A 22,239-nucleotide genomic window follows, 5' to 3' on the forward strand; every position below is an offset into this window, starting at 1 on the left:
GATAGGTCCCGAGCTTGGCTCAGGAACTCCGGCACACCGCGACCGGCGCGTCCCCGCCGTCGTCGCCGGTGGTCGAGATGAAGCCGAAGGTGGTCGTCCCGCCGGCGGGCAGGACCGCGTTCCAGTCGAGTTCGGACACGCGCACGCGGTCGCCGTCCTGGGCCAGGGAACCGTTCCACAGATTGGCGATGCGGGTCCCGGGCGGCAGAGTCCAGCTCACCTCCCAGCCGGTGAGCCGTGTGTCCTGGGAGTTCCGCACGGACACCCGGATCTCCGAGCCGCCGGGCCAGCGGTTGGTCACCTCGTAGCTCGCTTCGCACACCGGCTTCTCCGCCACCGTGCTCGCGGGTGGAGCGGCCGCCGCCGGGGCGTCGGGGGTGTCGCCGTCGAACAGGAGGATCCCCGCCAGGACACCTCCCGCCACCACCACGCCGCCCGCGATGGCGAACGGCAACCGTGAGCGGCGGGTGGGCGCGGGAAGCCGTTTCGTGCCGGACAGGATCGCCGGGCGGCCGTCGGCGACCGCGGTGAGCATCCGCTCGGCTTCGGCCATGTCCGGCCGTTCCGCGGGATCGCGCCGGAGCAGCCGCAGCAGGACGTCCGTGAGCGGGCCGGTGGTCCGCGGCGCGGTGAACTCGCCGCGGGCGACCCGTTTGAGGAGCGCGATCTGGTTGCCGTCGGTGCCGAACGGCGGCGCGCCTTCCAGCACGGTGTAGAGTGTGGCACCGAGGGAGAAGACGTCCGACGGGTAGCCGGGCTCCTCGCCGTCGGCGACCTCGGGGGAGAGGAACGCCGGAGTGCCGACGACGAGGCCGCCGCCGGTCATGGTCCCTTCGCCGGTGGCGTGGGACAGGCCGAAGTCGGCGATCTTCGCCCGGCCGTCCTCGGTGATCAGCACGTTGTTGGGCGTGACGTCCCGGTGCAGGATCCCGTCCGCGTGGGCCGCGGCCAGCGCCGAGGCGATCTGCGCGCCGAGTTCCGCCACCCGGCCCGCCGGGAGCGGACCGTCGTCCGCGAGGAGGTCCGTCAGCGGCCGGGACGGCAGGAACTCCATGACCAGGAACGGGGTTCCGTCCTGCTCCGCGACGTCGTACACGGTGACGGCGTGCGGATGCTTGAGCCTCGCGGCGACCCTGGCCTCCCGCATCGCGCGCACGATCGAACGGAACGGGGCGTCGTCCGGCGAGTTGTCCGGCAGCAGTTGCTTGACCGCGACCGTCCGGCCGAGCCGTTCGTCCCGCGCCCGCCACACGACGCCCATCGCGCCCCGGCCGACCTTGCGCTCCAGCCGGTAGCGCCCGGCGACGAGCTCACCTTCTCGTGTCACGCCGCCCCCTTTGCGCCGAACACGGATCCGATGGCGGTCCGGTTCACGGGGACGACTTTATCGGCTAGGGCGTGGAGCCTCCTCGACCGGCGCACCGGCCGCCGTGAGCCAGGCTTCGGCGAGGAGCCGATGGCCGAGCGGGCTGGGGTGGACGCCGTCCGGGGCCAGCGTCGCTGCCCCGTGTTCTTCGGCCGCCCGCGGCATGAACAGATCCGCGCGGACCAGGCGAGCACCGAACTCGGCCGCCACTTCCAGCGCGACCTCGATCCGGGGCGCCAGATCGGCCACCCAGTCGCGTTGCTCCGGTTCCACCGGCAGCAGGAACGGGGTGATCACGTACAACTCGGCCGGAAGGTGCTGTCGTGCGCCTGACAGCAGCCTGCGGTAGGCGCCCCGGAACTTCCCGATCGGGCTCGGCAGGCCACGGTCGAAGGTCCGCCACGTGTCGTTGATGCCGATCTTCACGGTCAGCACCGTCGGGCGCAGCGCGAGGACGTCGGTGGTCCAGCGGGCTTCCAGATCGTAGATCCGGTTGCCGTTGAGTCCCTTGTTCAGCACTTCCGGCCCGTCGGGCAGGAACTCGGCGATCTGCCGGACATACCCCTTGCCCAGCGACGCGGGATCGGCGCGGTCGCGGCTGGAGTCGGTGATCGAATCGCCCGCGAACAGCAGCCGGTCGGCTTCGGTGAACCTCACGAGCCCGCCTCGATCAGCTTGCGCAGGGAGTCGGCCTCGCCGGGGATCAGGTCCGGATCGTTGTCCGGGACGAACTCCAGCAGCGCGTCGAGCGGCCGTCCCGTCTTCGCGAGCAGCCCGAACGCGCGCGTCCACAGCTCCGTCCTGGCGGTCAGCGGGTGCCGTTCGTTGCTGGGCCACCACGAGAACACGTGCACCGCGCGAACCCGGTCGAGGACCACTTCCAGCCCCGCCAGCGCCTGCTCGTCCGGAAGATCCTGCGGCGGCTGCCAGTAGGTGCCGAGGTTGTCGCGGCCGACCTCCTCCAGCAGTTGGACCGTCGAATCGGCGGTGTCGGTCAGTGTGCCGCCGTGGAACTCCAGCGCGACTTCCAGGCCGTGTTCGTTCGCGACGTCGGCGGCCTCGCGGAGACCGGCGACGACCTGCTCACGTTCTTCGGGGTCGACGTCCGCGGAGCCCGCTTTGCCCGCCCATACCCGGATTCGCGAGGCGCCGAGCCGGGCCGCGGTGGCGGCGATGTCGCCGAACTTCCCGGCCTCCATCGGGGTGGCGCGGAAGTAGGATCCGTAGGAATCGCAGGCCAGCCCGTGCCGTGTCATGGCCTCGAACGCGCGGTCGGCCGCCCAGTCGTCGCCGGGGCGGACATGGACGTCGGCACCCCACTCGATCACCTGCAGCCCCGCCTCCTCGGCACGGCGGGCGACCTCGTCGGCGTCCAGCCGCCGCAGCGTCACCGAACACAGTCCCGGGCGGATCATTTTCCCTCCAACAGTCGAGTACTTTCCCGCAGCACGACCTCGCCGGTGATCGGCAGGACGCGAGGGTTGTCGGCGCGAGTGTCGAGGACGAAGTCGAGCGCCCGCTCGCCCATCCGCTCGATCGGGACGCGCACGGTGGACAGCGAAGGCCTGATGTCGCGCAAGGTGATGATGTCGTCGAATCCCGCGATCGCGATATGTGCGGGGACGAGCACGCCGTGGTCGCGACAGGCGGCCATCGCGCCGACGGCCATCACGTCGTTGACCGCGAAGACGCAGCCGCGGAAGTCGTTCTCGATCGCCCTCACCATCGCCGCGTAACCGCCGTCGCGAGTGAACTCCGCGCGCAGTACCTGGCTCTCGGGCAACGGGATGCCCTGCCGGGCGAGGCCGTCACGGAAGCCGAGGACCCGGTCTCGCGAGGTCATCAGGCCAGGTGGCCCAGCGAGGACGAGGAACTCGCGATGCCCGAGTGCGGCGAGCTGCCCGGCCAGGTCCGCCGCCCCGGCCCGGTTCTCCAGCATGACGGTGTCGAACGGCAGTTTCCGCTGGCCGATCACCACGACCTGCCCGTCGGCGGCCTCGAAAGCCTTGAGTTCCTTGGTCAGATTCCTTTGCAGGGCAGTGTCCTCGTTGCGCGACCCGGCGAGGATGACCGCTCGCGCCCGTTGCCCGCGCAGCGTCGTGACGTACTCGAGCTCCTTCTCGGGGCGGTTTTCCGTGCTCGCGATGGTGACCGTCAGCCCGTGCCGGGCGGCCACGCGCATGACCCCGGACGCGATCGAGGAGAAGTACGGGTCGACGATGTCGTGCACCAGCAGCCCGACGACGTTGCCGCGGCCGCGGGCCATCGCCTGCGCGGGCACGTTCGCCGTGTACTGCAACCGTTCCGCGGCCCGCAGCACCGATTCCCGCAGGTCCCCGCTGACCTGTCTGGTCCCGCCGTTGAGCGCTCGCGACGCCGTCGCGAGCGACACTCCCGCCTCACGGGCGACGTCGGCAAGGGTGACCGAACCCGCGGCACGCTGCGGCATGGTTCCTCCTCGGGTGGTACGGGCTCACGCCGGCGAGGACGGCCGCCGGCGTGAGCCCGGGCTTGCTACGGAGCGGCGGGGCCGACGTCCGCGGTGGTGAGCGGCCGGTTGGCGATGGCCGCCGTCGAGTACTCGTCGGCACCGACGTCACGCTTGCTGCCACGGGCCTGGCCGTCGATGTCCAAAGTGACCGGCGCCGTGGCGAGGGTCGCCGTGTCGATCGCGGGGCTGCCCGAGGCGAGCCGTGAGACGCCGTCCGTGCCCTGCACGAGCTTCGGGTCGATCCGGCGGAAGGTGCCCGCCGGGATGTTGCCGTCCCCGCCCGAACCCCACAGGATGTTGCCGGACCAGGTGAAGTTGCCCGTGGTGCTCATCGCGACCAGGTCGCCGTTGCTGCCGACGAAGAGGTTGTCCGAGATCGTGCAGTCGCGCGGTTCGATCGTCCGTTTGGTCTCGCCGGAGAGCGTGCCGCTGTTGTTCAGCAGCGTGTTGTGCGCGATGAGCACGCGGTCCGCCGCGTCGTTGCCGCGCCGGGATTCCTTCGACTCACCCGGGAAGTGGTCCCGGACGGAGCCGCTGCCGACGACCAGCGCGCTGCTGGAGAGGCCCGCGATGTAGTTGTTGACGATCTTGTGGTCGTTGCCGTAGATCCGGATGCCTTCCTTGCCGCCGAGGATGAAGTTGGATTCGACGACGGACTTGTTCCCGTGGCGCAGCACGATGCCGCCCAGGCTGTTCCGGATGGTGTTGTTGCGGATGAAGTTGCCCGACGACTTGACCGAGATCGCCTCCGGGTCGCCGTTCGCGCGTTCGAAGAGGTTGAACTCGATCTTGGCGCCGGCGGTGCTCAGCGCACGCGGGCTGACACCGAGCCGGATCGGCTCGCCGCCGTTGTCGCCGGGGAAGGTGTGGTCGGAGAAGTAGTTCCGGAAGACCTCGACGCCCGACGCCATCTTGTCTTCGTCCGCGCCCTCGATGCAGAGCATGACGCCGAGCGTGGTCTTGTGGTGGAAGTGGTTGCGGTCGATCTTGCTCTTGTCGGCGCGGACCATCACCCAGTGCAGGCCTTCGATGTCGGCCAGCTGGAAGTCGTTGCGGGTCAGGCGGATCACCGAACAGTTCGGCGGGATCTCGATCGTGGTGCTCTGGCGGAACTTGAACCCGCTGATCGTGACACCGGTGGAGTCGTCGAAGACGAAGCTCTGCTCACCGTTGAGCGTCACGCCGCCGCGGGACTGCGCGACGATGGTGATCGGGTTGTCCTTCGTGCCGCGCCTGCCCTTGATGCTGATCGGCTTGCCCGTGGGCACGGTGTACGTGCCGTTGTTCAGGGTGATGACGGCACCGGCGGCGGCCGAGTTGATGGCGTTCTGCAGTTCGGTCAGCGAGCTGACGTTCAGCGCGCACAGCCCCTGCGGTTTGGCCGACGCCGTTCCCGCGGTGACCCAGGGGACGGTGATCAGCGCGGCGCCGAGAGTGGCGCCGCTGAGGAACCTTCTGCGATCCATGATGCCTCCGTGCTCAATCGGTGGGGAGGGTGGCGGCGGCGGGGCTCTCTGTGTTCAGGAACAACTCGATCACCGGGACCGGGGTGTCCGGTTTCCGGATGGGGAGCTTGAGGGTGAGCGTGCCTTCCGGCTGCCCGCCCATCTGGGTGTTCTGCGCGGTCTGCCCGGGATCGGTGTGCACCTGCCGGATTTCCGAGGCGTCGTCGAGCAACTGGGCGTAGCGCACCCGCCCGGCCATCCCCGGCAGGTGGACGTGGTTCATCGGCCAGCTGAAGAGGTGCAGGTACAGCCGGTCTCCGCGCTGGGTGTAGCGGCCGTCCGCGGGGGCGGTGAACTCGGAAGGACCGCAACCGCGGATGGAGCGTTCGTGCCGGTCCATCCAGCGACCGAGTTCGGCGAGGACCGCGTGTGCCCGCGGGTCGATCTCACCCCGGCCGTTCGGCCCGACGTTGAGCAGCAGGTTGCCGTCCTTGGACACGCCGTCGACCAGCATCCGGATGAGCAGCTCGGGGCTCTTGTAGTCGAGATTGTCGCGGTCGTAACCCCAGCTGCCGTTGAGGGTCTGGCACGCTTCCCACACCACCGGGACGCCGTCGCGGGTCATCGGCCCGGACGGCTGGTACTGCTCCGGGGTGATGAAGTCGCCGGGGATGCCGGTGCGGTCGTTGACCAGGATGCCGGGCTGCAGTTCGCGGACCAGGTCGAGCAGGCCGGGGGAGTCCCAGTCGTCCGGTCCCTTGCCGCCCCACCACTCCTTGCGGCCAAGGTACGAGAAGTCGAAGAACAGGTAGTCGATCGTGCCGAAGCGGGTGAGCAGTTCGCGGATCTGCCCGTGCAGATAGAGCCGGTACTCGGCGATGTCGGCGTACTGGTGCGCGGCGATGTACTCCGCGTCGTCACGGCGGGGATGGGTGCCGTCGACGGGGAACGCGGGATGGTGCCAGTCGATCAGCGAGTGGTAGAAGCCGACCTTGAGACCTTCTTCGCGGCAGGCGTCGACGAACGGGCCGAGCAGATCCTTGCCGTAGGGCGTGTTCGTCACCTTGAAGTCGGTGAGATCGCTGTCCCACAGGCAGAAACCGTCGTGGTGCTTGGTGGTGAGCACGACGTAGGTCATGCCCGCGTCCTTCGCGGCCCGCGCCCAGGAGCGCGGGTCGTACTTGTCCGGCTCGAAGTGGTCGAAGTAGACGCGGTACTGCTCGTCAGTCAGCTTTTCGCGGTTCTGCACCCATTCGTGCCGGGCGGCCAGCGAATACAGTCCCCAGTGGACGAACATCCCGAACCGGTCGTGGGTGAACCAGGCGGTGGAACTCACTTCAGGATCTCTCCTCGAGAACGGTGGGTCAGCCCTTCAGTGCGCCCGAGGCGAGGCCGCGGACGAACGAACGCTGGAAGAACAGGAACGCGGCGACCGAGGGCAGCAGCGCCAGCAGCGACGCCGCCATGATCACGCCGGGCGTCACGTCCGCGTCGATGCGCAGGGTGCGCAGGGCCAGCGGCAGCGTGTAGGTCGAGGCGTCGGACGAGACCAGCATCGGCAGCAGGTACTGGTCCCAGATCATCGTGAAGCCGAAGACCCCGATCACGCCGAGCGCGGGCTTGCACATCGGCAGGATGATCTGCGCGAAGATCCGCAGGTCGCCGGCACCGTCGATCCGCGCGGCTTCTTCGAGCTCGCGGGGGACGTCCTTCATGAACTCGGTCATCACCAGGATCGAGAAGGCCCACGCGCCGAGCGGCACGATCATCCCGGCGAGGCTGCCGATCAGGTTGATGTGCACCACCGGCAGATCGGACAGGATCAGCGACAGCGGGATCGCGAGGATCTCCTCCGGCAGCATCAGCGTCGCCAGGATCGCGACCAGCACGAACGTCATGAAGCGGAACTTCTTGCGTGCCAGCGCGTATCCGGCCAGCACCGAGATGACGACCTGCAGCAGCAGGCCGAAGCCGACCACCAGGAACGAGTTGAGCAGGTACAGCCCGACGCCGTGGTCGAACGCGATGCCGAAGTTGTCCAGGGTGGGGCTCGACGGGATGACGCTCAGCGCCGTCGGGTCGGACACGTCGCTGAACGCGCTGACCAGCAGCGCCAGCAGCGGACCGGCGAACACGATCAGCAGCAGGGCGTACACGGCGTACTTCAGGATCCGTCCGCCCGGCGACTTGACGGCGTCGAGGCCGAGTGCCGAATCGTTGGCCGCGGTCATGCGTCTCGCCTCCGTCGGAGCACCTGGACGAACAGGGTCAGCACGAGCGTCGCGAGGAACAGCAGGACCGCTCCCGCCGCGCCGACGCCCAGCCGGTTCTGTTCCAGTCCGAGTTTGTAGATCAAGGTCATCGCCACTTCGGTCGAGCCGTTCGGCCCGCCGTTGGTCAGCAGGAACACCTCGGTGAACACCCGCAGGCCGCGGATCGCCGCGAGGACGAACAGGATCGAGAACACCGACCGCAGACCCGGCAGCGTGACGTGGAGGATCTTGCGCCAGCGGGAGGCACCGTCCACAGTGGCCGCTTCGTAGAGCCCCCGGTCGATACCGGCCAGGCCCGCGAGGAAGATCATCATGTCGTACGGGGCGCCGCGCCAGATCCCGGTGATGATGACCGAGATCATCGAGGTGTCGGGATCGTTGATGAAGCCCGACGGGCCCAGCCCGACCATGCCGAGGATGGAGTTGAGCATCCCGTCCTCGGTCGGGTGGTACATGATCCGCCAGAGTTCGGCGACCACCGCGATCGGCACGACCACCGGCAGGAACGCCGCGGACCGCAGGAACTTCAGCCGCTTGCTCTGGCCCTCCATCAGCAGGGCGAGCGCGAGGCCGATGACCATCGACCCCACGGTCTGCCCGACCGCGATCACGACGGTGTGCCAGATCGCGGAGTGGAACGCCTCGTCACCGAGGACGGTGCTGTAGTTCTCCCCGCCGACCCACTGGTTGCCCAGGTACGGCTGGACGTCCTGGAAGGACATCGTCACCGCGGTGATCATCGGGATGAACTTGAAGTACACGAACAGGATCAGGGCGGGGGCCAGGAACAGCCACGGCGTCCACCACTTCCCGTCGCGGTCGCTGCGCCTGCGGGCCTTCGGCGCGGGCGCCCGCTTCACGGCGGGACGGTCCGCGCCGACGGCCGCCGGCTTGGCGTGATCTACGGTCATGACGCGCTGATCCCCTGTTGCTGCAAGGTCGCGGTGAGCTTGGTGTCGAGTTTGGACAGTTCCGCCTTGGTGTCGAGCTTGCAGTCGGCGACGAGCGCGCTGACCGTGTCGGCGGTGTCCTGGCGGACCGGCGTCCAGTTCGGGATGGACGGCGCGTAGTGGCCGGACTTGGCGTAGATCTCGGCGTAGGTCTTCCAGCGCGGGTCCGAGCGGACCTGGGTGATGTCGACGTTCTTGTTCACCGGGAGCTGCACGATGAAGGCCGATTCGCCCTCCATGCCGATCTTCTGGCCGTCGGTCGAGATCGCGAAGTCACCGAAGGCGTCCTGCCCGGCCTGGTTCGGCGAGCCCGCCATCATGTAGATCGAGAGACCCTCGGCGAGGACGTCGGCGTTCTTGGCGCCCGCCGGCATCGGGACGACCTCGTACTTGTCCTTGCCGAGCGACTTGTCGAACCGCGGCAGCAGGTACGGGCCGACGACGTACATCCCGGCCTTGCCCGCTTCGAAGGTCTCGTTGGTCGCCGGGGTGGGCATGGTGACCGAACCGGGCTGGATCACGTTGTCCTTGCAGCCGAGGTCGCGGAACCACTGCACCGCGGCCACGGATTCGGGCGTGCTCATCGACGGCTTGTACTTGCCACCACCGGTTTCGGTGATGAAGTCGCCGCCGCCCGCCCACAGGAAGTTGGAGAAGTACCAGGAGGCGTAGCCCCGCTTGGTCGACAGTGTCGCGGTCAGCCCGGCGGTGTCGTTCTTGCCGTTGCCGTCGGGATCGCCGGTGGTGAAGGCCTTGGCGAGATCCGCCAGTTCGGCCCAGCTCTGCGGCACGGCCTTGCCGAGCTTCTCCCGCCAGTCCTTGCGGATCAGCAGCGCCGAAGCCTGTGCGCTGTAAGGCAGGCCGTACAGCTTGCCGTCCGGGGTCTGGTTGGACTTCAGCGCCTGCTCGGTGAGTTCCGAGGCGTGCTTGATCTTGCCCGGCTCGACCTCGCGGACGAGGCCCTGGCTCTTGAGGGTGCCGACCTGCGTGACGTCGTTCATCACGATGTCCGGCAGGTCGCGCTGGGCGGCGCGCTGGGCCAGCTTCGTTTCGAAGTCGTCGAAGATCGCGGTGACCTGCACCTTGAAACCGGTCGCCTTCTCGAAGGCTTCCGCGAGCCGCTTGGTGGCCTGCTCGCCGGCGCCGCCGGGGGTCGTCCGGGTCCACAGTTCCAAGGGTGCCTTGGTGTCCTGCGCGACGTTCGTTCCGGCGGGGCCTGCCGAGCAGCCCGAAAGGACCAGCGCTGAGACAGTGAGTCCCACGCCGATCCACCGCGATTTCCGCATCGCATCTCCTGTTCACTGTGGACCACGCTGTCTACTCCGGTGGGACGGTAAGCGCTTTCCCGGCGTCTGGTCAATGGTCCGATGATTACGAATTTCAATCGGCCGGGTTCGCCTCTGCGTGGCACTCGCCGCGCGTGGACCGGCTTAAGCATCCGATGTATGGTCGCCGACGGAGGTAGGGATGACCGAGCTGCAACACCGCCCGACGGCACTTCTCGTGATGGAGGAACGCCGCCGCGACGACGTTTACCCCGAGGCGGTGCGCAAGGAGATCGGGACGCTGGTGGACCTGCGTGAGCCGCTCACCCGCGAGCGCCTGGCGGAGGATCCGGCGGCCATGGAGGGCGTCGAAATCCTGCTCTCGGGCTGGGGAGCGCCGGTGCTGGACTCGGTCCTGTTGGGACACGCGCCGAACCTGCGCGCCGTCCTCGTCGCCGCCGGCTCGGTCCGGCCGCTGACCACGCCCGAGTTCTGGGCTCGCGAGCTCCCGATCGTGTCCGCCGCGGCCGCGAACGCCGTCCCGGTCGCGGAGTTCACCCTGGCCCAGGTCCTCTTAGGACTCAAGCAGGTGCACCGGATCTCCCGCGAGATCCGCGAACGAAAGGCCTATCCGCCGGATCCGAGGGTCGCCGGGGCGTACCGCTCCCGGGTCGGCCTCCTCGGTCTCGGTGAGATCGGTGCTCTCGTCGCGTCCCATTTGCGGCGTTTCGACGTGGAAGTGCTCGCGAGCGACCCCGTCGTCGGCGCCGCGGCCGCCGCCGAACTCGGCGTGCGGCTGGTGGAACTGAACGAGCTGTTCGCCACGAGCGCCGTGGTCAGCCTGCACGCGCCGCTGCTGCCGGAGACCGAGGGGCTGGTGAACGGGGAGCTGGTGGCCAGGATGGGCATCGGGGCGACCCTGATCAACACCGCCCGCGGCGCCGTGGTCGACGAGCCGTCGGTCGTCCCCGTGCTGGGCGAGCGGCCGGACCTCACGGCGATCCTCGACGTCACCTGGCCCGAACCGCCCGCGCCGGACTCGCCGCTGTACACGCTGCCGAACGTCGTCCTCACCCCGCATCTGGCGGGCGCGCTGGGCGCCGAACGCGCGCGGATGGGCGAGCTCGTCGCGCGCGAGCTGCGGCGGTTCGTGCTTGGTCAGCCGCTTCAGCACGCGGTCGCGCCGGACCGGGCGCACCTGCGGGCCTAGTCTGGCGAAGTGACACTCGCCTTCCGGGACACCGGTCCACGAACCGGTGTCCCCGTGGTCCTGCTGCACGCCTTGGGCAGCAAATCCGGCACTTGGGACGATTTCGCCTCGCGCCTGGATCGCCGTGTCCTGGCTGTCGACCTGCCGGGACACGGCGACAGTCCGTGGACGGAGAAGTACTCGCTCGACGCCATGGCCGACGACGTGGCCGATCTCCTCGGGGACCAGGCCGACCTGGTGGGCCACTCGATGGGCGGACGGGTCGCCGTCCTGCTGGCCCAGCGCCTGCCGCCCGGACGCGTGCGGCGGCTGGTCGTCGAGGACGCCCCGCCACCTCCGGCCTCGGTGAAGGAACCGCTGCCTCCGACGCCGGAGCCGCCCGAGCCGCTGCCGTTCGACTGGCGGCTGATCGACCCGATCATGGCCGGACTCCGCACGCCCGACCCCGGCTGGTGGGAGCGCCTCGCCGCGATCACGGCGCCGACCCTGCTGGTCAGCGGCGGGCCTTCCAGTCACGTCACGCGCGAGTCGCTAGAGCGGATGAACGGGCGGATCCCCGACTGCCGCCTGGTGACCATCGAGGACGCCGGGCACCGGGTGCACGGTTCGAGGCCGGAGGAGTTCGCGGCGGTCGTGGGGGACTTCCTGGGGGCAGGCCGGTGACTGTGTTCGCGTGCGCGGGGTGCGCCGCCGAGCTGAGCGTCCCGGTCTCGCGGGTGGCGCTTCCGGTCCATGCCCACAACCGCTACGGGCACATGCTGCTTCCGCCGCTCATGCCGTCGGGAACCTACGCCGTCGATCCCGAGCCGTTCGGCGCGCCGAGGCGGCCGTGGAACGAGACCGAAGCCGAAGCCCGCGGGATCTTCGCCCCGAACGGCTTGCTTTCGGACGGGCCCGCCGGATCGATCGTGCTGGCGCCGGGCGACACCCGCGGAACCGAGCTGATCCCGGAGCGATGCGGCGGCTACTGCTACGGAGTGGACGGGCGGGACGGCCCCAACCTCGCCTGCGCCCGATGCGGTCTGGAGGTGGGGACCCGCATCGACGACTGCTCGCACTGGCAAGTGGTGCGCTTCGTCCCGGACGCCGTGAAGTTCGACCCTGCCGGAGAGCCTCCGGAAGCACTCGACTGGACGTTCGAGGGCGTGCCGCCGGTCGAGCCCGGCGGAGCGTGGAGCCCGTATTGGGAGGCGGCCGCCGGGGACGCGCTGGCGCATCTGCTCGCGGTGTCGGGCGGCGGGGCGATCGGCGTCCACGGTGGCCTCGTCGCCGCGATCTTCGAACCGACGCTCGCCCTGCTCACGTCCGGCCCGGCGCGCCGGACGCTGACCCTCGCGGGACCGGGTCTGCCGGACGCCGAGGACATCGCGCTCATACCGCGGCATCCGGTGACCGGGCGACCGTGGCCGCGTTCCGGCGCCGTCGACACGGTGCCGGTGGCTGCCGAAGTGTGGTCGTGGCTCGCTTTCGGCCACGACCAGGTGACCGCTCCCGTCTCCGGGGCCATGCCGGACGGCGTCCTGCGGGACGATCCGCTGCCGAAGCACCCGCGTGGGCTCTTCATGCCCTCGACGGACGTCTTCCTGCACACCTTGGCGCGGCTTCCCGCCGTCCGGCAGCCTTGGCTGCGCGCGATCCACGACCGCGTGAGCGCCACTCCTTGGGGCTGGTCTCGCGGTTAGGCGTCGTATAACGCCCTATACCGCGAAGCTTTTGGCGGATCGGGGTGGCGTGTTGCCGCGAAACGGCGACGGTGCGTCCTGGCCAGAACCCTCGGGGAGGGCGAGCGGTCCGTGAAGGCCTCCTTCCCTACGCTCACAGTAGGCAAGGAGGCCTTCACGACCCACTTGATCGACCGCTCACGCACGTGGGTCACCGCCGCCGGTTCGCCCGCTGCCTCTGCGCGGGCGCGCCGCCAACCCCACTCTCGTTCCTCGCGGCAGGTGCTCCCAATGTGGCATTGGGGACGTTCAGCGTCTCCAATGCCACATTGGGAGCACCACTTGGCGCGCCGTCGGTCAGTGGTGTCCACTGTGGACCGGAACGACGAAGTTCACGGTCTTCTCGGCGAGGATCTTGTGGGTCGGATCGGCGAGGCCGATCCACACCTTGTGCGGTCCGGCAGGCAGGGACTGGATGATGAGCGGCTCGCCGCTGCCGTCTGCCCAGTGCCACGCCGCATCGTCGACAGTCACGTGGATGTGGCCGATCCGGGGCGAGACGTCGAGGGCGGCCGGGCCGTAGACCGGCACGATCCGGAGGTTCTCCGCCCGGTAGCGCAGTACGACCAGGCCCATCGCGAGCTGGTCGGGCAATGGCGCGTCGACGATCAGCGCGGGTGGTGGCTGTGACGGCAGCGGCACCACGGGAGCGGGCGACCAGTCGACGGCGGCAGGGGGAGCGGCCGCAGGCGGGGGAGCACTACAGGCGGCGGTGAGCAGAATGGCGGCGAGGGCGAACTTCCCAAGAGCGGGCATGAAATCACGCTAGGACGGCCAGGGGGACCGCGGCGGCCGTCGGACGACGTCATCGGTGTACGTCACCGTGACACGTTCCGGTGATGTCCAGGTGAAACGGCGGGATCCGGGGAATATCCAGAACACCGACCATAGGGCCGCAGGAAAAGGAGAGCACGATGAAGTCTCGTATCGCCGCCTTGGCGGCCACTGTCACGCTCATGGTTGCCGCGGGTGCGATGGCCGCCTCGCCCGCCTACGCGGAAAGGGTGCCCTGTAGCCCGAACCAGTTCTACGCCTACTGCGCCGTCGACCCTCTCGGCTGCACGGAGACCGAAAAGGACAACGCGTCCCATATCTGCCAGTACGTGGTGACCGGTTTCGGCCTCGGACTCGACTGTATCCAGCGCTGACGGGACGTGCCGTCCCGGACCTGTACCGATCCTGGCTCGCCGAAAATCCACTGTGGACTCGTTCGGCGAAGCGCGGTCAGGTGCCGAGCCAGCCGGGGTTGGCCGCGGCCCACTCGGGGAGCCGATGCCGGATCGCGGCCAGCTCGGTGATCGCGCGCACCAGTCCACTCCGGACGGCCGGGACGTCGATCGTTGAGCCGTCGCGCCACAGCAGGAGATGCCGCGTCCTCAGCGGCACACCCCGCAGGGCCACCACCGAACCGGGCATCGTGGAGCCGGAATCGAGGGACTGGGCGAGCGCCACCGCACGCGGATCCCGCTGGACGGTCTGCCGCAGCACCATCGGTTCCAGTTCCTGCACGGTGATCGTGCCGAGACCGGCGCGGGCGCACTGGTCCGTCAGATGGTCGTGGAACTCGTCGTCCCCGCCCGCCACCGCCAGCCAGGCCGACCCGGCGAGCTCCGCCAGGGACACCTCGCCTCGACCGGCGACGGGATGTTCCGGGGACACGATCACGAAGACCGGTTCCGTTCCGACCGGGAGCACGTGGACGCCGTCCGGCGGCACGAGCTCCTGGCCGGGGTGATCCACGTACAGCGCCAGTTCCACGGTGCCGTCGAGCAACGCGGAGAACAACGCCGTCCTGCTGGTCAGCGTGAGCAGTTCGACCGGACGGCCGGGGGTCGCCGAGGCGACCACGCCGCTCAGGGTCTCGGCGAAGACCGTCGGGAGCGCGCCGATCCGGAGCAGGCCGTCGGCCGGGGCGCGGTGGAACCGGCGGATCGCCAGGTCGAGGTCGTCCGCCGCGGCCAGGACCCGCCGCGCGTGCTTCAGCAGTACCTCGCCCAGCGCGGTGGGCCGCACGCCGTTGCGGTCCCGTTCGAACACCGTCCGTTCCAGTGCCCGCTCGACGCGATGGAGTTGCGCGCTCAGTGCGGGCTGGGAGAGCCCGAGCGAGGTCGCGGCCTTCGCGATGCTGCCCGCCGACGCGATCGCGTCGAGGAGGCGCAAATGCCGGACGTCGATTTCCACCGGCCAGGTATGGCCGTCACCGGGGCCGATCAGGGGACTGATCACCGGTCGTCCTCGCTGATGATCGTGCGGAGTTTGTGCAGCGCGCGGTGCTGGGCGACCCGGACCATGCCGGGGCTCACCCGCAGGACCGCGCCCGTCTCGGGCGCGGACATGCCGACCGTGATGCGCAGCCGGAGGATCTCCCGCTGGATGTCGGGCAGGACGCTCATCAACCGGGTCAGGTGTTCGTGACCGTCGGCGGCGAGGGCCTGCCACTCGGGCTCGTTGGGCTCGGGTGTCGCCCGGTCGGGCGGATCGGGCGTGGGGTCGGATCTGTCCCGTGCTCGCCCCCGGAAGGCGGCGGCGACCTTCCGGGCGGCGATCCCGAGGACGGCGGCGAGGAAGGAGCCGCCGGTGACCCGGGCGGTGGGCAGCGCGGTGAGCACGGCGAGACAGGTCTCCTGCGCCACGTCCTCCGCGGCGATCACGCGTACGTCGGATCCGCCCATCCGGCTCCGGCAGTAGTTCGCGACGACCGGCTGGACGATGCTCATCAACTCGTTGGTCGCGGCGGGGTCGCCGCGACGGGCGCGGGGGACGAGGGATTCGAGATCCGCCGTCAGCGCGCCTTTGTCAGGGGGAGGAGCCGCCCCCGGCGAGGTGAGTGCGCCGGGGGCGGTCCAGGTCAGGCGAGTTCCCAAAGCGCGGGCACGTTCGGCGGTTCCCAGCCGGGCATGGAGGTGTGCGGCTGGATCACGCGGTAGGTGCTACCGCCGTAGGTGGTGGTCGCGCCGGAGCCGTAGTAGGTGTACGGCGCCCAGGTGCCGCCCGGCGGGTTCGAGGTCGTCGGGCTGGTCGGCGTGGTGGGAGTGGTCGGCGTCGTGGTGGTGCTGGACGGCGGGTTCCCGCTGACCGTCAGGCGCAGGCTGTAGACGCTCAGGATCTCCGTGATCGGCTGGAAGTAGATGGTGCCGCCGGAGGTGCAGTTGCCGGAGCCACCGGAGGTGACGCCCTGCGCCTGGTCGCCGGTGATCCACGAGCCGCCCGAGTCGCCGGGTTCGGCGCAGGCGTTCGTCCGGGTCAGGCCGGTGATGGTGCCCTCGGGGTAGGTGACCGAGGTGTTCTTCTGCAGGATGGTGCCGCAGCGCCAGCCGGTGGTGGAGCCGGAGCGGCACACCGACGAGTTGACCGGGGCCTCGGTCGAACCGGCGACCGGCACGGTGCCGGGGTAGCGGTTGACCAGTGCGCGCGGGGTGTTGCCCGCGTCGGCGCGGACCCAGGCGTAGTCGTTGCCGGGGAAGCTGGAGCCGGCCACGGATCCGCTCGGGTTCGAGGTGCGGGTGCCGGTGGTGCCGCAGTGGCCCGCGGTCACGAAGCCGCCTTCGACCGCGAAACCGATGGAGCAGCGGCCCGAGCCGAAGGTGTAGGCGTTGCCACCGATGATGTCGATCAGCGGACGCGGGTCCTCCGTGCTGCCTTCGACGCGGACCAGGTCGGCCTTGACGCCGGACTCGGCCGCCCAGGACTTCGCGGCGGCCTCGCCACCGGCGTTGGCGAGCACGACGATCGAGTTGGTGGTGACGTCGGTGTACCAGCCGGGCACGGTCGCCGGTGCCTTGGTGGACTTGGCGTCCAGCCGCAGCTTCGCCGCGTCGAGTTCGGCGGCGCTGCGGGCGAAGGTCTTCGGGGTCGCGCCCGCGGCGCGTACCAGGTCGGCCTGTGCCGCGTCGGTGACCGCCACGGTGAGCGTGGTTCCGGTGGCGTCGAGCCAGGATCCGGCGTACGACGTGCCGAGTTGCTTCTTCAGCGTGTTGTCGGCGACCGCGGCGCGCTGTTCGCTGGCGAGCCGGAGCTTGGCCTGCTCCGGGCTGATCTTCAGGTCACGCGACAGGGCGGCGAGCATTTCGGACTGTGCCTGGTCGGCCGGGGTGGCTTGCTGACCGGCACTCGCGCTGGGGGTGAGCGCGATGGCGGTTATCAAGCCTGCCCCGGTTATGGCCGCGGCCGTGGCGGCGAGGATCTTTCTATTCATGTCAACGCTTTCCTCGAACTGGCGGGGGAGGGAGATTCGTTCCCGACCGTACGAGGCGCATCACGTGACTGGTACATACCATTTGGGTCATATCGCCCGGCTTGAGCGTGGGGTGATATGGCGGTCCGGCATGGTGATCCTGCCGGTAATTCCGTTGCCGCGCAAAGGTTTCAGTCGCCGGGAAATGCGGGATGTCCGTCGTGTCCGATTCGGTTCGCCGCAGTGCTCCAGACGTCAATACCGTACTTTTGAGGGGTAGGGCAAAGGGTGCGCAGGAACTTCTCACAGGGTGAGGAAGTGCCCGTCGTGCCGGAGGGGGCGCCGGCACGACGGACACGGGTGTGATGGACCTCAGTGAGCGGCGCAGCGGTAGCTCGTGGAGACCGCGGGATCACCGTGGCCCCGGTACCGAGAGACCTGCGGATACGGGCAGAGATCGCGGGTGAGGGTCTTGTCGCCGTTCGCCGCGGGCAGGGTCGACGGCGCCTTGCCGTGTTCGACCCAGTCGACGAGCGCGCCCAGCGCGTTCGTCGGCGCGGCACCCGCGCCGCCGGCGCAGTGCGTGACACCCGGAGCGAAGAACAGCCGGTAGAACTCGTTGACCCGCTTCGGGCCGCCCAGCTCGCGCTCCACCTCGTGGCGGTACCGCAGCGTGCCGCCCGGCGGGATCAGCTGGTCGTCGGTGCCCACGAAGGTGATCAGCTTGCCGCCCGCCCGGCGGAAGTCCGACAGATCGGGGTCCGAGGTCCCGATGACGTCGTCGTACTCCCGCACCGACTGGCGGAACAGCTCGGCGAACTGGCGATAGGTGATCTTCGAGGCGTCGAACCCGGGCTGCTTCTTCAGGAAGGTCCGCACCCAGCCCAACGCCACCGGGAAACCGGGGGCGTTCGTCACCGGGCCGAATTCCGCGCTCTTGGGGAGACCCGGCCAGAGCCGCCGTCCGTGTTCGTCGGTCGGACCGGCCCAGATCTTGCGGACCACCTCGGCGTCCGCCGCGGTGACGACGACCTCTTCGTCGCCGCAGCGCACCTTGGTGCCGATGAGCGAACGGGGGTCGTAGCCGCATTCGTCGGGCCGGTCGACGATGCCGTTGGTGACCCCGTCCCGGCCGTCGCAGGCCTTGATCGCGGCCTGCCGGAAGGTGGAGAAGACACAGTCCGAGGGGAAGGTCTTGTCCTGGTTCATCACGACCCGCGGCCACAGGGTCGCGACCGCGAACTCCGCCCAGTGCACGGCGGGCGCGTTCGCCAGGACGCCGTCGAAGTCCCCGGGATACCGCTGCGCTTCGGAGTAGCCCTGACGACCGCCGGTCGAGCAGCCGTTCCAGTACGAGTAGGAGACGGCTCGCTGATAGAACTTCCGCGTCACGTCCTTCCCGATGACGGCGGCCTCGTGCACGGAACGGGTCGCGAAGTTCGTCACCAGCGGCTTGTTGATCTCGCCTTTGCCGGTGAGTGCCCATGAGGTGTCGAGGAAGGTCAGGGGGACACCGGCGTCGGTCGTCACGCCGCTGTAGCCGTCCTTGACCGCCTGGACGAGCGGCGCGCCGAAGTCGCCGGCGGTGTAGGCGCTGCCGCCGACCGCCTGGAGCCTGCCGGTCCACCCGGTCAGGGGCAGCGCGACGGCGACCTTGACGTGGTCGCCCGCCGATCCGTGGGTCAGCGTGACGGTGATTTCGCAGTAGGCGGGTACATCGGCTTTGGCGGGTTTCGCCGCCGCCTGGACCGATTCGATCCGCGCGCCCGCCGGTGCCGGAACGGGAACGGCCGCACACGATGACGACGTCGCCGCCTCGGCGGGCGCCGTCTGGATGACCGAGGTCAGCACCAGCGGCAGCAGGGCGGCCAGTGGGGCCGCCGCGAGGAACATCTTCTTGCGTCTCATCACTTTCCCGAAGCTAGGCCGATCGTGTTGACAGGACGTCTACATCCTGTGGACGCCGCTCGAGAGTCCTAACCGGACGGTTTGGGTATCGTCGGACGGGCGGCCAGCCATGGCCGAGGGGAGGAATGCCGCACCATGCCGCTTTTCGGACGGGAAGCCGAGCTGAAGGACCTGGGCGAGCTCGTCGACGGGCCCGCCGCGGGCTGCGGTGGCGTCCTCGTCCAGGGCGAACCCGGGGTCGGCAAGTCCGCCGTCGTCGCGGAGGCCGTCGCCGCGGCGACGCTCGGGGGCCTGCGGGTGCTGCGCACGACCGGGGTCGAGGCCGAACGGAACTTCGCCTACGCGGCCCTGCACCAGTTGCTCTTTCCGCTCCGGGCCGGTGCCGACACCCTCCCCGCGCCGCAGCGCTCCGCGCTCTGGACGGCGCTGGGGCTCGCCGAGGCCGCGGAGCCCAACGCGTACCTGGTCGGCCTCGCCGCGCTGACGTTGCTCTCGGAGGAGGCGGCCGCCAAGCCGTTGCTGATCGTCGCCGAGGACGTGCATTGGCTGGACCGCGAGAGCGCCGACGTCCTCGCGTTCGTCGCCAGGCGCGTCGAGACGGAACCGATCGTCCTGATCGCGACCCTCCGGGAGGGCGAGCCGTCGCCGCTGCGTGACGCGGGACTGTCCTCAATGGACCTCGAACGCCTGCCCGGTGAGGTCGCGGCCGAACTGCTCGACTCCGTCGCCCCCGGACTCCCGTCCGCGGTCCGGTCGCGGCTGCTCGCCGAGGCCGCCGGGAATCCGCTCGCCCTGACCGAACTGCCGTCGGCCATGAGCGGGCAGGCCGATTCCGTGCTGCCGCTGACCGAGCGGCTCGAGCGCACCTTCGGCGCCCGGTTCACCGCCCTGCCGGAACCCACGCGCACGACCTTGCTGGTCGCCGCGCTCAACGAGACCGGCTCGCTCACCGAGACGCTCGCGGCGGCCGGGGCGCTGCTGGGTGAAGACGTTGAGCCGGAGGCCCTGGCACCCGCCGCCGAGGCGAGGCTCGTCGACCTCGAACCCCGGACGGTCTCGTTCCGGCATCCGCTGATGCGCTCGGCCATCCCCGCGTCGGCGTCGCCCGAGGAACGGCGACGCGCTCACCTCAGCCTCGCCGAGATCCTGCGCGAGCAGCCGGACCGCCGAGCCTGGCATCAGGCCGCCGCGGCGACCGGTGCCGACGAAGACGTGGCGGGCGCGCTGGAGAGCGCGGCCGACCGCGCCCGGCATCGGGGCGGAACGACGGCCGCGGTCGCCGCGCTGGAGCAGTCGGCCCTTTTGAGCGCCGATCCGGAACGCCGCGCGGACCGGTTGCTGCGCGCGGCCGAGCTCGCCGTCGAGTCCGGTGGCCGCGAGACGGCGGAACGGCTCGTGCGGGATGCCCGCGCGGGCGAGCTCACACCGCGGCAACGGTCGACGGCGAGCTGGTTGCTCAGCGGCTTCGAGGACGGCGTCCGCGAAGACCTTTCCCGGGTCACGGAGCTGGCGCGACTGGCCGAGTCGGTCGCGGAGGTGGGACGCCCGGACCCGGCGATGCGCGTCCTGTGGGGTGCCGCCATGCGCTGTTTCTGGGCCGAACCCGGCCCGGAGACGCGGCGGACGCTGCTCGCCGTCGCGGACGGCCTCCCGATCGAGAACTCCGATCCGCGCCTGGTCGCCGTCGCCGCGTACGTCGCGCCGTTCGACCGGGCCGAGTCCGTACTCGGCGAGCTACGGAAACTCGCCGCCGCCACCGGAGCCGATCCCGAGGTCGACCGCTTTCTCGGCAGCGCGTCGCTGCAGGTCGGCGCGGCCGACCTGGCCGCCCGGTTCTCCGCGGCCGCGGCACCGGGACTGCGTGCGCAGGGCAGGCTCGGGCTGCTGCCCCGAGCCCTGGCGGTCCAGGCGTGGAGCCGGGTCCGGCTCGGCGACCTCGCCGCGGCCGTACCGGTCGCGGCGGAAGCGGCCAAATTCGCCAAGGAGACCGGGCAGCCGTTCATGTACGGCCTCGCCACCGCGGTCCAGGCCGAGATCGCCGCGCTGCGGGGCGAGCACAAACAGGCCAAGGCGCTGGCCGACGAGGCCGAACGGGCCGGGCTCGCCGCCGGTGCCCGGCCGGTACTGGCGACCGTGCAGCTCGCGAGGGGCATCACGGCGTCGAGCGAGGGCCGCTTCGACGACGCGTTCGCCGACCTGCGGCGGTTGTTCGACCCCGCCGATCCCGCCTTCCAGCTGGCGCTGCGCGTCTACTTCGTCGCGGACCTCACCGAGGTCGCGATCCGGGCGGGCCAGGTCGAGGCCCTGCGCGAGATCGTCGAAGAGATGGAAGAACTGGCGCTGTCGACCCCGGCACCCGCCTTGCACATCGGACTGCGCTACACCCGTGCCGTGCTCGATCCGAGCGACGAGCTGTTCGAGACCGCCTTGCGGGCCGAGCTGGACGGTTGGCCCGCCGAACGGGGGCGGCTGCGGCTGGCCTACGGCGAATGGCTGCGGCGTCAGCGCCGCGTCGTGGACTCGCGGGCGCATCTGCGCGTCGCGCGGGAGACGTTCGACGCGCTCGGCATGACCGCGTGGGCCGAACGCGCGCGTCGCGAACTGCGGAGCGCGGGGGAGTCCAGTCCGAATCGCGGCCCGGACGCGCGCGAGAAGCTGACCCCGCACGAGCTGAGCATCGTGCACCTGGCCGCGGAGGGCCTGACGAACCGGGAGATCGGGCAGCGGCTCTACCTGTCGCACCGGACGGTCGGCACGCATCTGCACCGGATCTTCCCGAAACTGGGCGTCAAGTCCCGGGGCGAGCTAAAGGATGTCGTGAGTGCCCTGCCGCAAGTAGTCCTCTAGTCGCGGTAGTTGCACGCGCAAGGACCGCGACTAGAGGACTACTTGCCGGGGTTTCAGGCGACGGTGGCGTCCAACGTGACCTCGACGTTCTCCCGCGTCGCTTTCGAGTACGGGCACACCTGGTGCGCGCCCTGGACCAGCTCGTCGGCGGTGGCCTGGTCGATGCCGGTCGCTTCCAGGTGCAGCGCGGCGCTCAGGTGGAACTCGCCCGCGCCGGTGTCGTGGTGCAGCGTCACCTCGGCGACGACCGCGAGGTCGTTCAGCGGCACCTTCTTCACGCCCGCGACCCGGCGGACGGCGCCGACGAAGCAGGACGCCCAGCCCGCGGCGAACAGCTGCTCGGGGTTCGTGCCGTCGCCGGCACCGCCGAAGGCCTTCGGGACGGCGAGGCCGACGTCGAGCGCGCCGTCGTCGGAGGTCGCCCGGCCGCCGTTGCGGCCTTCCGCGGTCGAAGTGGCGACGGCGGTGTACGTGGTTTCAGACATGCCGCAACCGTAGGAATCCGGCCGGGATCGCGGCGACCGTCGGACGACGTCAGTTCTGTACGTCATCGTCGGACGACGTACGCCGACGACGTCGTCCGACGGTC

The 22,239-nt window shown here is 70.1% G+C and carries 20 protein-coding genes; 5 read left to right on the top strand and 15 right to left on the bottom strand.

Annotated elements, in window-relative coordinates; genetic code table 11:
- Window positions 1-19 precede the first annotated feature (19 nt).
- The 9 genes from ACLJPX_RS02995 to ACLJPX_RS03035 all read right to left on the bottom strand — a co-directional run bounded on the left by ACLJPX_RS02995 (window position 20) and on the right by ACLJPX_RS03035 (window position 9,811).
- Window positions 20-1,327 (bottom strand): protein kinase domain-containing protein, encoded by a 1,308-nt coding sequence (locus ACLJPX_RS02995; RefSeq protein ID WP_410598605.1) that lies wholly within the window; start codon window positions 1,325-1,327, stop codon window positions 20-22.
- Between the two features lie 57 nt (window positions 1,328-1,384).
- Complete coding sequence (locus ACLJPX_RS03000; protein WP_410598606.1) at window positions 1,385-2,023, bottom strand: SGNH/GDSL hydrolase family protein; 639 nt, start codon at window positions 2,021-2,023, stop codon at window positions 1,385-1,387.
- A complete protein-coding gene (locus ACLJPX_RS03005; RefSeq protein ID WP_410598607.1) occupies window positions 2,020-2,781 on the bottom strand; it encodes a sugar phosphate isomerase/epimerase family protein in 762 nt (253 codons plus the stop codon). Before ACLJPX_RS03005 ends, ACLJPX_RS03000 begins: the two co-directional genes overlap by 4 nt.
- The gene (locus ACLJPX_RS03010) at window positions 2,778-3,815 is read right to left on the bottom strand and encodes a LacI family DNA-binding transcriptional regulator (protein ID WP_410598608.1); all 1,038 of its coding nucleotides are present in this window, start codon (window positions 3,813-3,815) and stop codon (window positions 2,778-2,780) included. The genes ACLJPX_RS03005 and ACLJPX_RS03010 overlap by 4 nt, the downstream gene beginning before the upstream one ends.
- A 65-nt stretch (window positions 3,816-3,880) precedes the next feature.
- Window positions 3,881-5,323 (bottom strand): chondroitinase-B domain-containing protein, encoded by a 1,443-nt coding sequence (locus tag ACLJPX_RS03015; protein ID WP_410598609.1) that lies wholly within the window; start codon window positions 5,321-5,323, stop codon window positions 3,881-3,883.
- Window positions 5,324-5,336: 13 nt separating this feature from the next.
- Window positions 5,337-6,638 carry an alpha-L-fucosidase gene (locus ACLJPX_RS03020; RefSeq protein ID WP_410598610.1) on the bottom strand — a complete coding sequence of 434 codons (1,302 nt, stop codon included), beginning with the start codon at window positions 6,636-6,638 and terminating at the stop codon, window positions 5,337-5,339.
- A gap of 28 nt (window positions 6,639-6,666) precedes the next feature.
- Window positions 6,667-7,533, bottom strand: coding sequence for a carbohydrate ABC transporter permease (locus ACLJPX_RS03025; protein ID WP_101608308.1), 867 nt, complete (start codon window positions 7,531-7,533; stop codon window positions 6,667-6,669).
- On the bottom strand, window positions 7,530-8,486 hold the full coding sequence (locus ACLJPX_RS03030) for a carbohydrate ABC transporter permease (RefSeq protein WP_410598611.1): 957 nt from the start codon (window positions 8,484-8,486) through the stop codon (window positions 7,530-7,532). The genes ACLJPX_RS03025 and ACLJPX_RS03030 overlap by 4 nt, the downstream gene beginning before the upstream one ends.
- A complete protein-coding gene (locus ACLJPX_RS03035) occupies window positions 8,483-9,811 on the bottom strand; it encodes an extracellular solute-binding protein (protein WP_410598612.1) in 1,329 nt (442 codons plus the stop codon). Before ACLJPX_RS03035 ends, ACLJPX_RS03030 begins: the two co-directional genes overlap by 4 nt.
- 181 nt (window positions 9,812-9,992) lie before the next feature.
- On the opposite strand from ACLJPX_RS03035, the gene ACLJPX_RS03040 reads away from it, so the two are divergent.
- The 3 genes from ACLJPX_RS03040 to ACLJPX_RS03050 are packed head-to-tail and all read left to right on the top strand — an operon-like array spanning window position 9,993 to window position 12,682.
- Window positions 9,993-11,000, top strand: a complete 1,008-nt coding sequence (locus ACLJPX_RS03040; protein ID WP_410598613.1) for a hydroxyacid dehydrogenase — start codon at window positions 9,993-9,995, stop codon at window positions 10,998-11,000.
- Window positions 11,001-11,009: 9 nt separating this feature from the next.
- Window positions 11,010-11,663, top strand: coding sequence for an alpha/beta fold hydrolase (locus tag ACLJPX_RS03045; RefSeq protein WP_410598614.1), 654 nt, complete (start codon window positions 11,010-11,012; stop codon window positions 11,661-11,663).
- A complete protein-coding gene (locus ACLJPX_RS03050) occupies window positions 11,660-12,682 on the top strand; it encodes a hypothetical protein (protein ID WP_410598615.1) in 1,023 nt (340 codons plus the stop codon). The genes ACLJPX_RS03045 and ACLJPX_RS03050 overlap by 4 nt, the downstream gene beginning before the upstream one ends.
- A 336-nt stretch (window positions 12,683-13,018) precedes the next feature.
- Here the strand turns inward: ACLJPX_RS03050 and ACLJPX_RS03055 are convergent, their stop codons facing one another.
- On the bottom strand, window positions 13,019-13,477 hold the full coding sequence (locus tag ACLJPX_RS03055) for a DUF6130 family protein (RefSeq protein WP_410598616.1): 459 nt from the start codon (window positions 13,475-13,477) through the stop codon (window positions 13,019-13,021).
- Window positions 13,478-13,635: 158 nt separating this feature from the next.
- Here ACLJPX_RS03055 and ACLJPX_RS03060 point away from each other — a divergent pair, with 158 nt between their 5' ends.
- On the top strand, window positions 13,636-13,869 hold the full coding sequence (locus tag ACLJPX_RS03060; protein ID WP_410598617.1) for a hypothetical protein: 234 nt from the start codon (window positions 13,636-13,638) through the stop codon (window positions 13,867-13,869).
- 76 nt (window positions 13,870-13,945) lie between these two features.
- On the opposite strand, the gene ACLJPX_RS03065 is transcribed toward ACLJPX_RS03060, so the two are convergent.
- The 4 genes from ACLJPX_RS03065 to ACLJPX_RS03080 form a co-directional block, all read right to left on the bottom strand.
- Window positions 13,946-14,947, bottom strand: coding sequence for a LysR family transcriptional regulator (locus ACLJPX_RS03065; protein WP_410598618.1), 1,002 nt, complete (start codon window positions 14,945-14,947; stop codon window positions 13,946-13,948).
- A complete protein-coding gene (locus ACLJPX_RS03070) occupies window positions 14,944-15,585 on the bottom strand; it encodes a sigma-70 family RNA polymerase sigma factor (protein ID WP_146044326.1) in 642 nt (213 codons plus the stop codon). The genes ACLJPX_RS03065 and ACLJPX_RS03070 overlap by 4 nt, the downstream gene beginning before the upstream one ends.
- Window positions 15,570-16,916, bottom strand: coding sequence for an alpha-lytic protease prodomain-containing protein (locus ACLJPX_RS03075; RefSeq protein ID WP_410598619.1), 1,347 nt, complete (start codon window positions 16,914-16,916; stop codon window positions 15,570-15,572). Before ACLJPX_RS03075 ends, ACLJPX_RS03070 begins: the two co-directional genes overlap by 16 nt.
- A 351-nt stretch (window positions 16,917-17,267) precedes the next feature.
- Window positions 17,268-18,803, bottom strand: coding sequence for a tannase/feruloyl esterase family alpha/beta hydrolase (locus ACLJPX_RS03080; protein ID WP_410599083.1), 1,536 nt, complete (start codon window positions 18,801-18,803; stop codon window positions 17,268-17,270).
- Between the two features lie 135 nt (window positions 18,804-18,938).
- Here ACLJPX_RS03080 and ACLJPX_RS03085 point away from each other — a divergent pair, with 135 nt between their 5' ends.
- Window positions 18,939-21,650, top strand: coding sequence for a helix-turn-helix transcriptional regulator (locus tag ACLJPX_RS03085; RefSeq protein WP_410598620.1), 2,712 nt, complete (start codon window positions 18,939-18,941; stop codon window positions 21,648-21,650).
- A gap of 53 nt (window positions 21,651-21,703) precedes the next feature.
- On the opposite strand, the gene ACLJPX_RS03090 is transcribed toward ACLJPX_RS03085, so the two are convergent.
- Window positions 21,704-22,135, bottom strand: a complete 432-nt coding sequence (locus tag ACLJPX_RS03090) for an Ohr family peroxiredoxin (RefSeq protein WP_410598621.1) — start codon at window positions 22,133-22,135, stop codon at window positions 21,704-21,706.
- Window positions 22,136-22,239: the final 104 nt, after the last annotated feature.

This window comes from Amycolatopsis sp. lyj-90 (assembly GCF_046549035.1).
In the GTDB taxonomy this organism is placed as follows: domain Bacteria; phylum Actinomycetota; class Actinomycetes; order Mycobacteriales; family Pseudonocardiaceae; genus Amycolatopsis.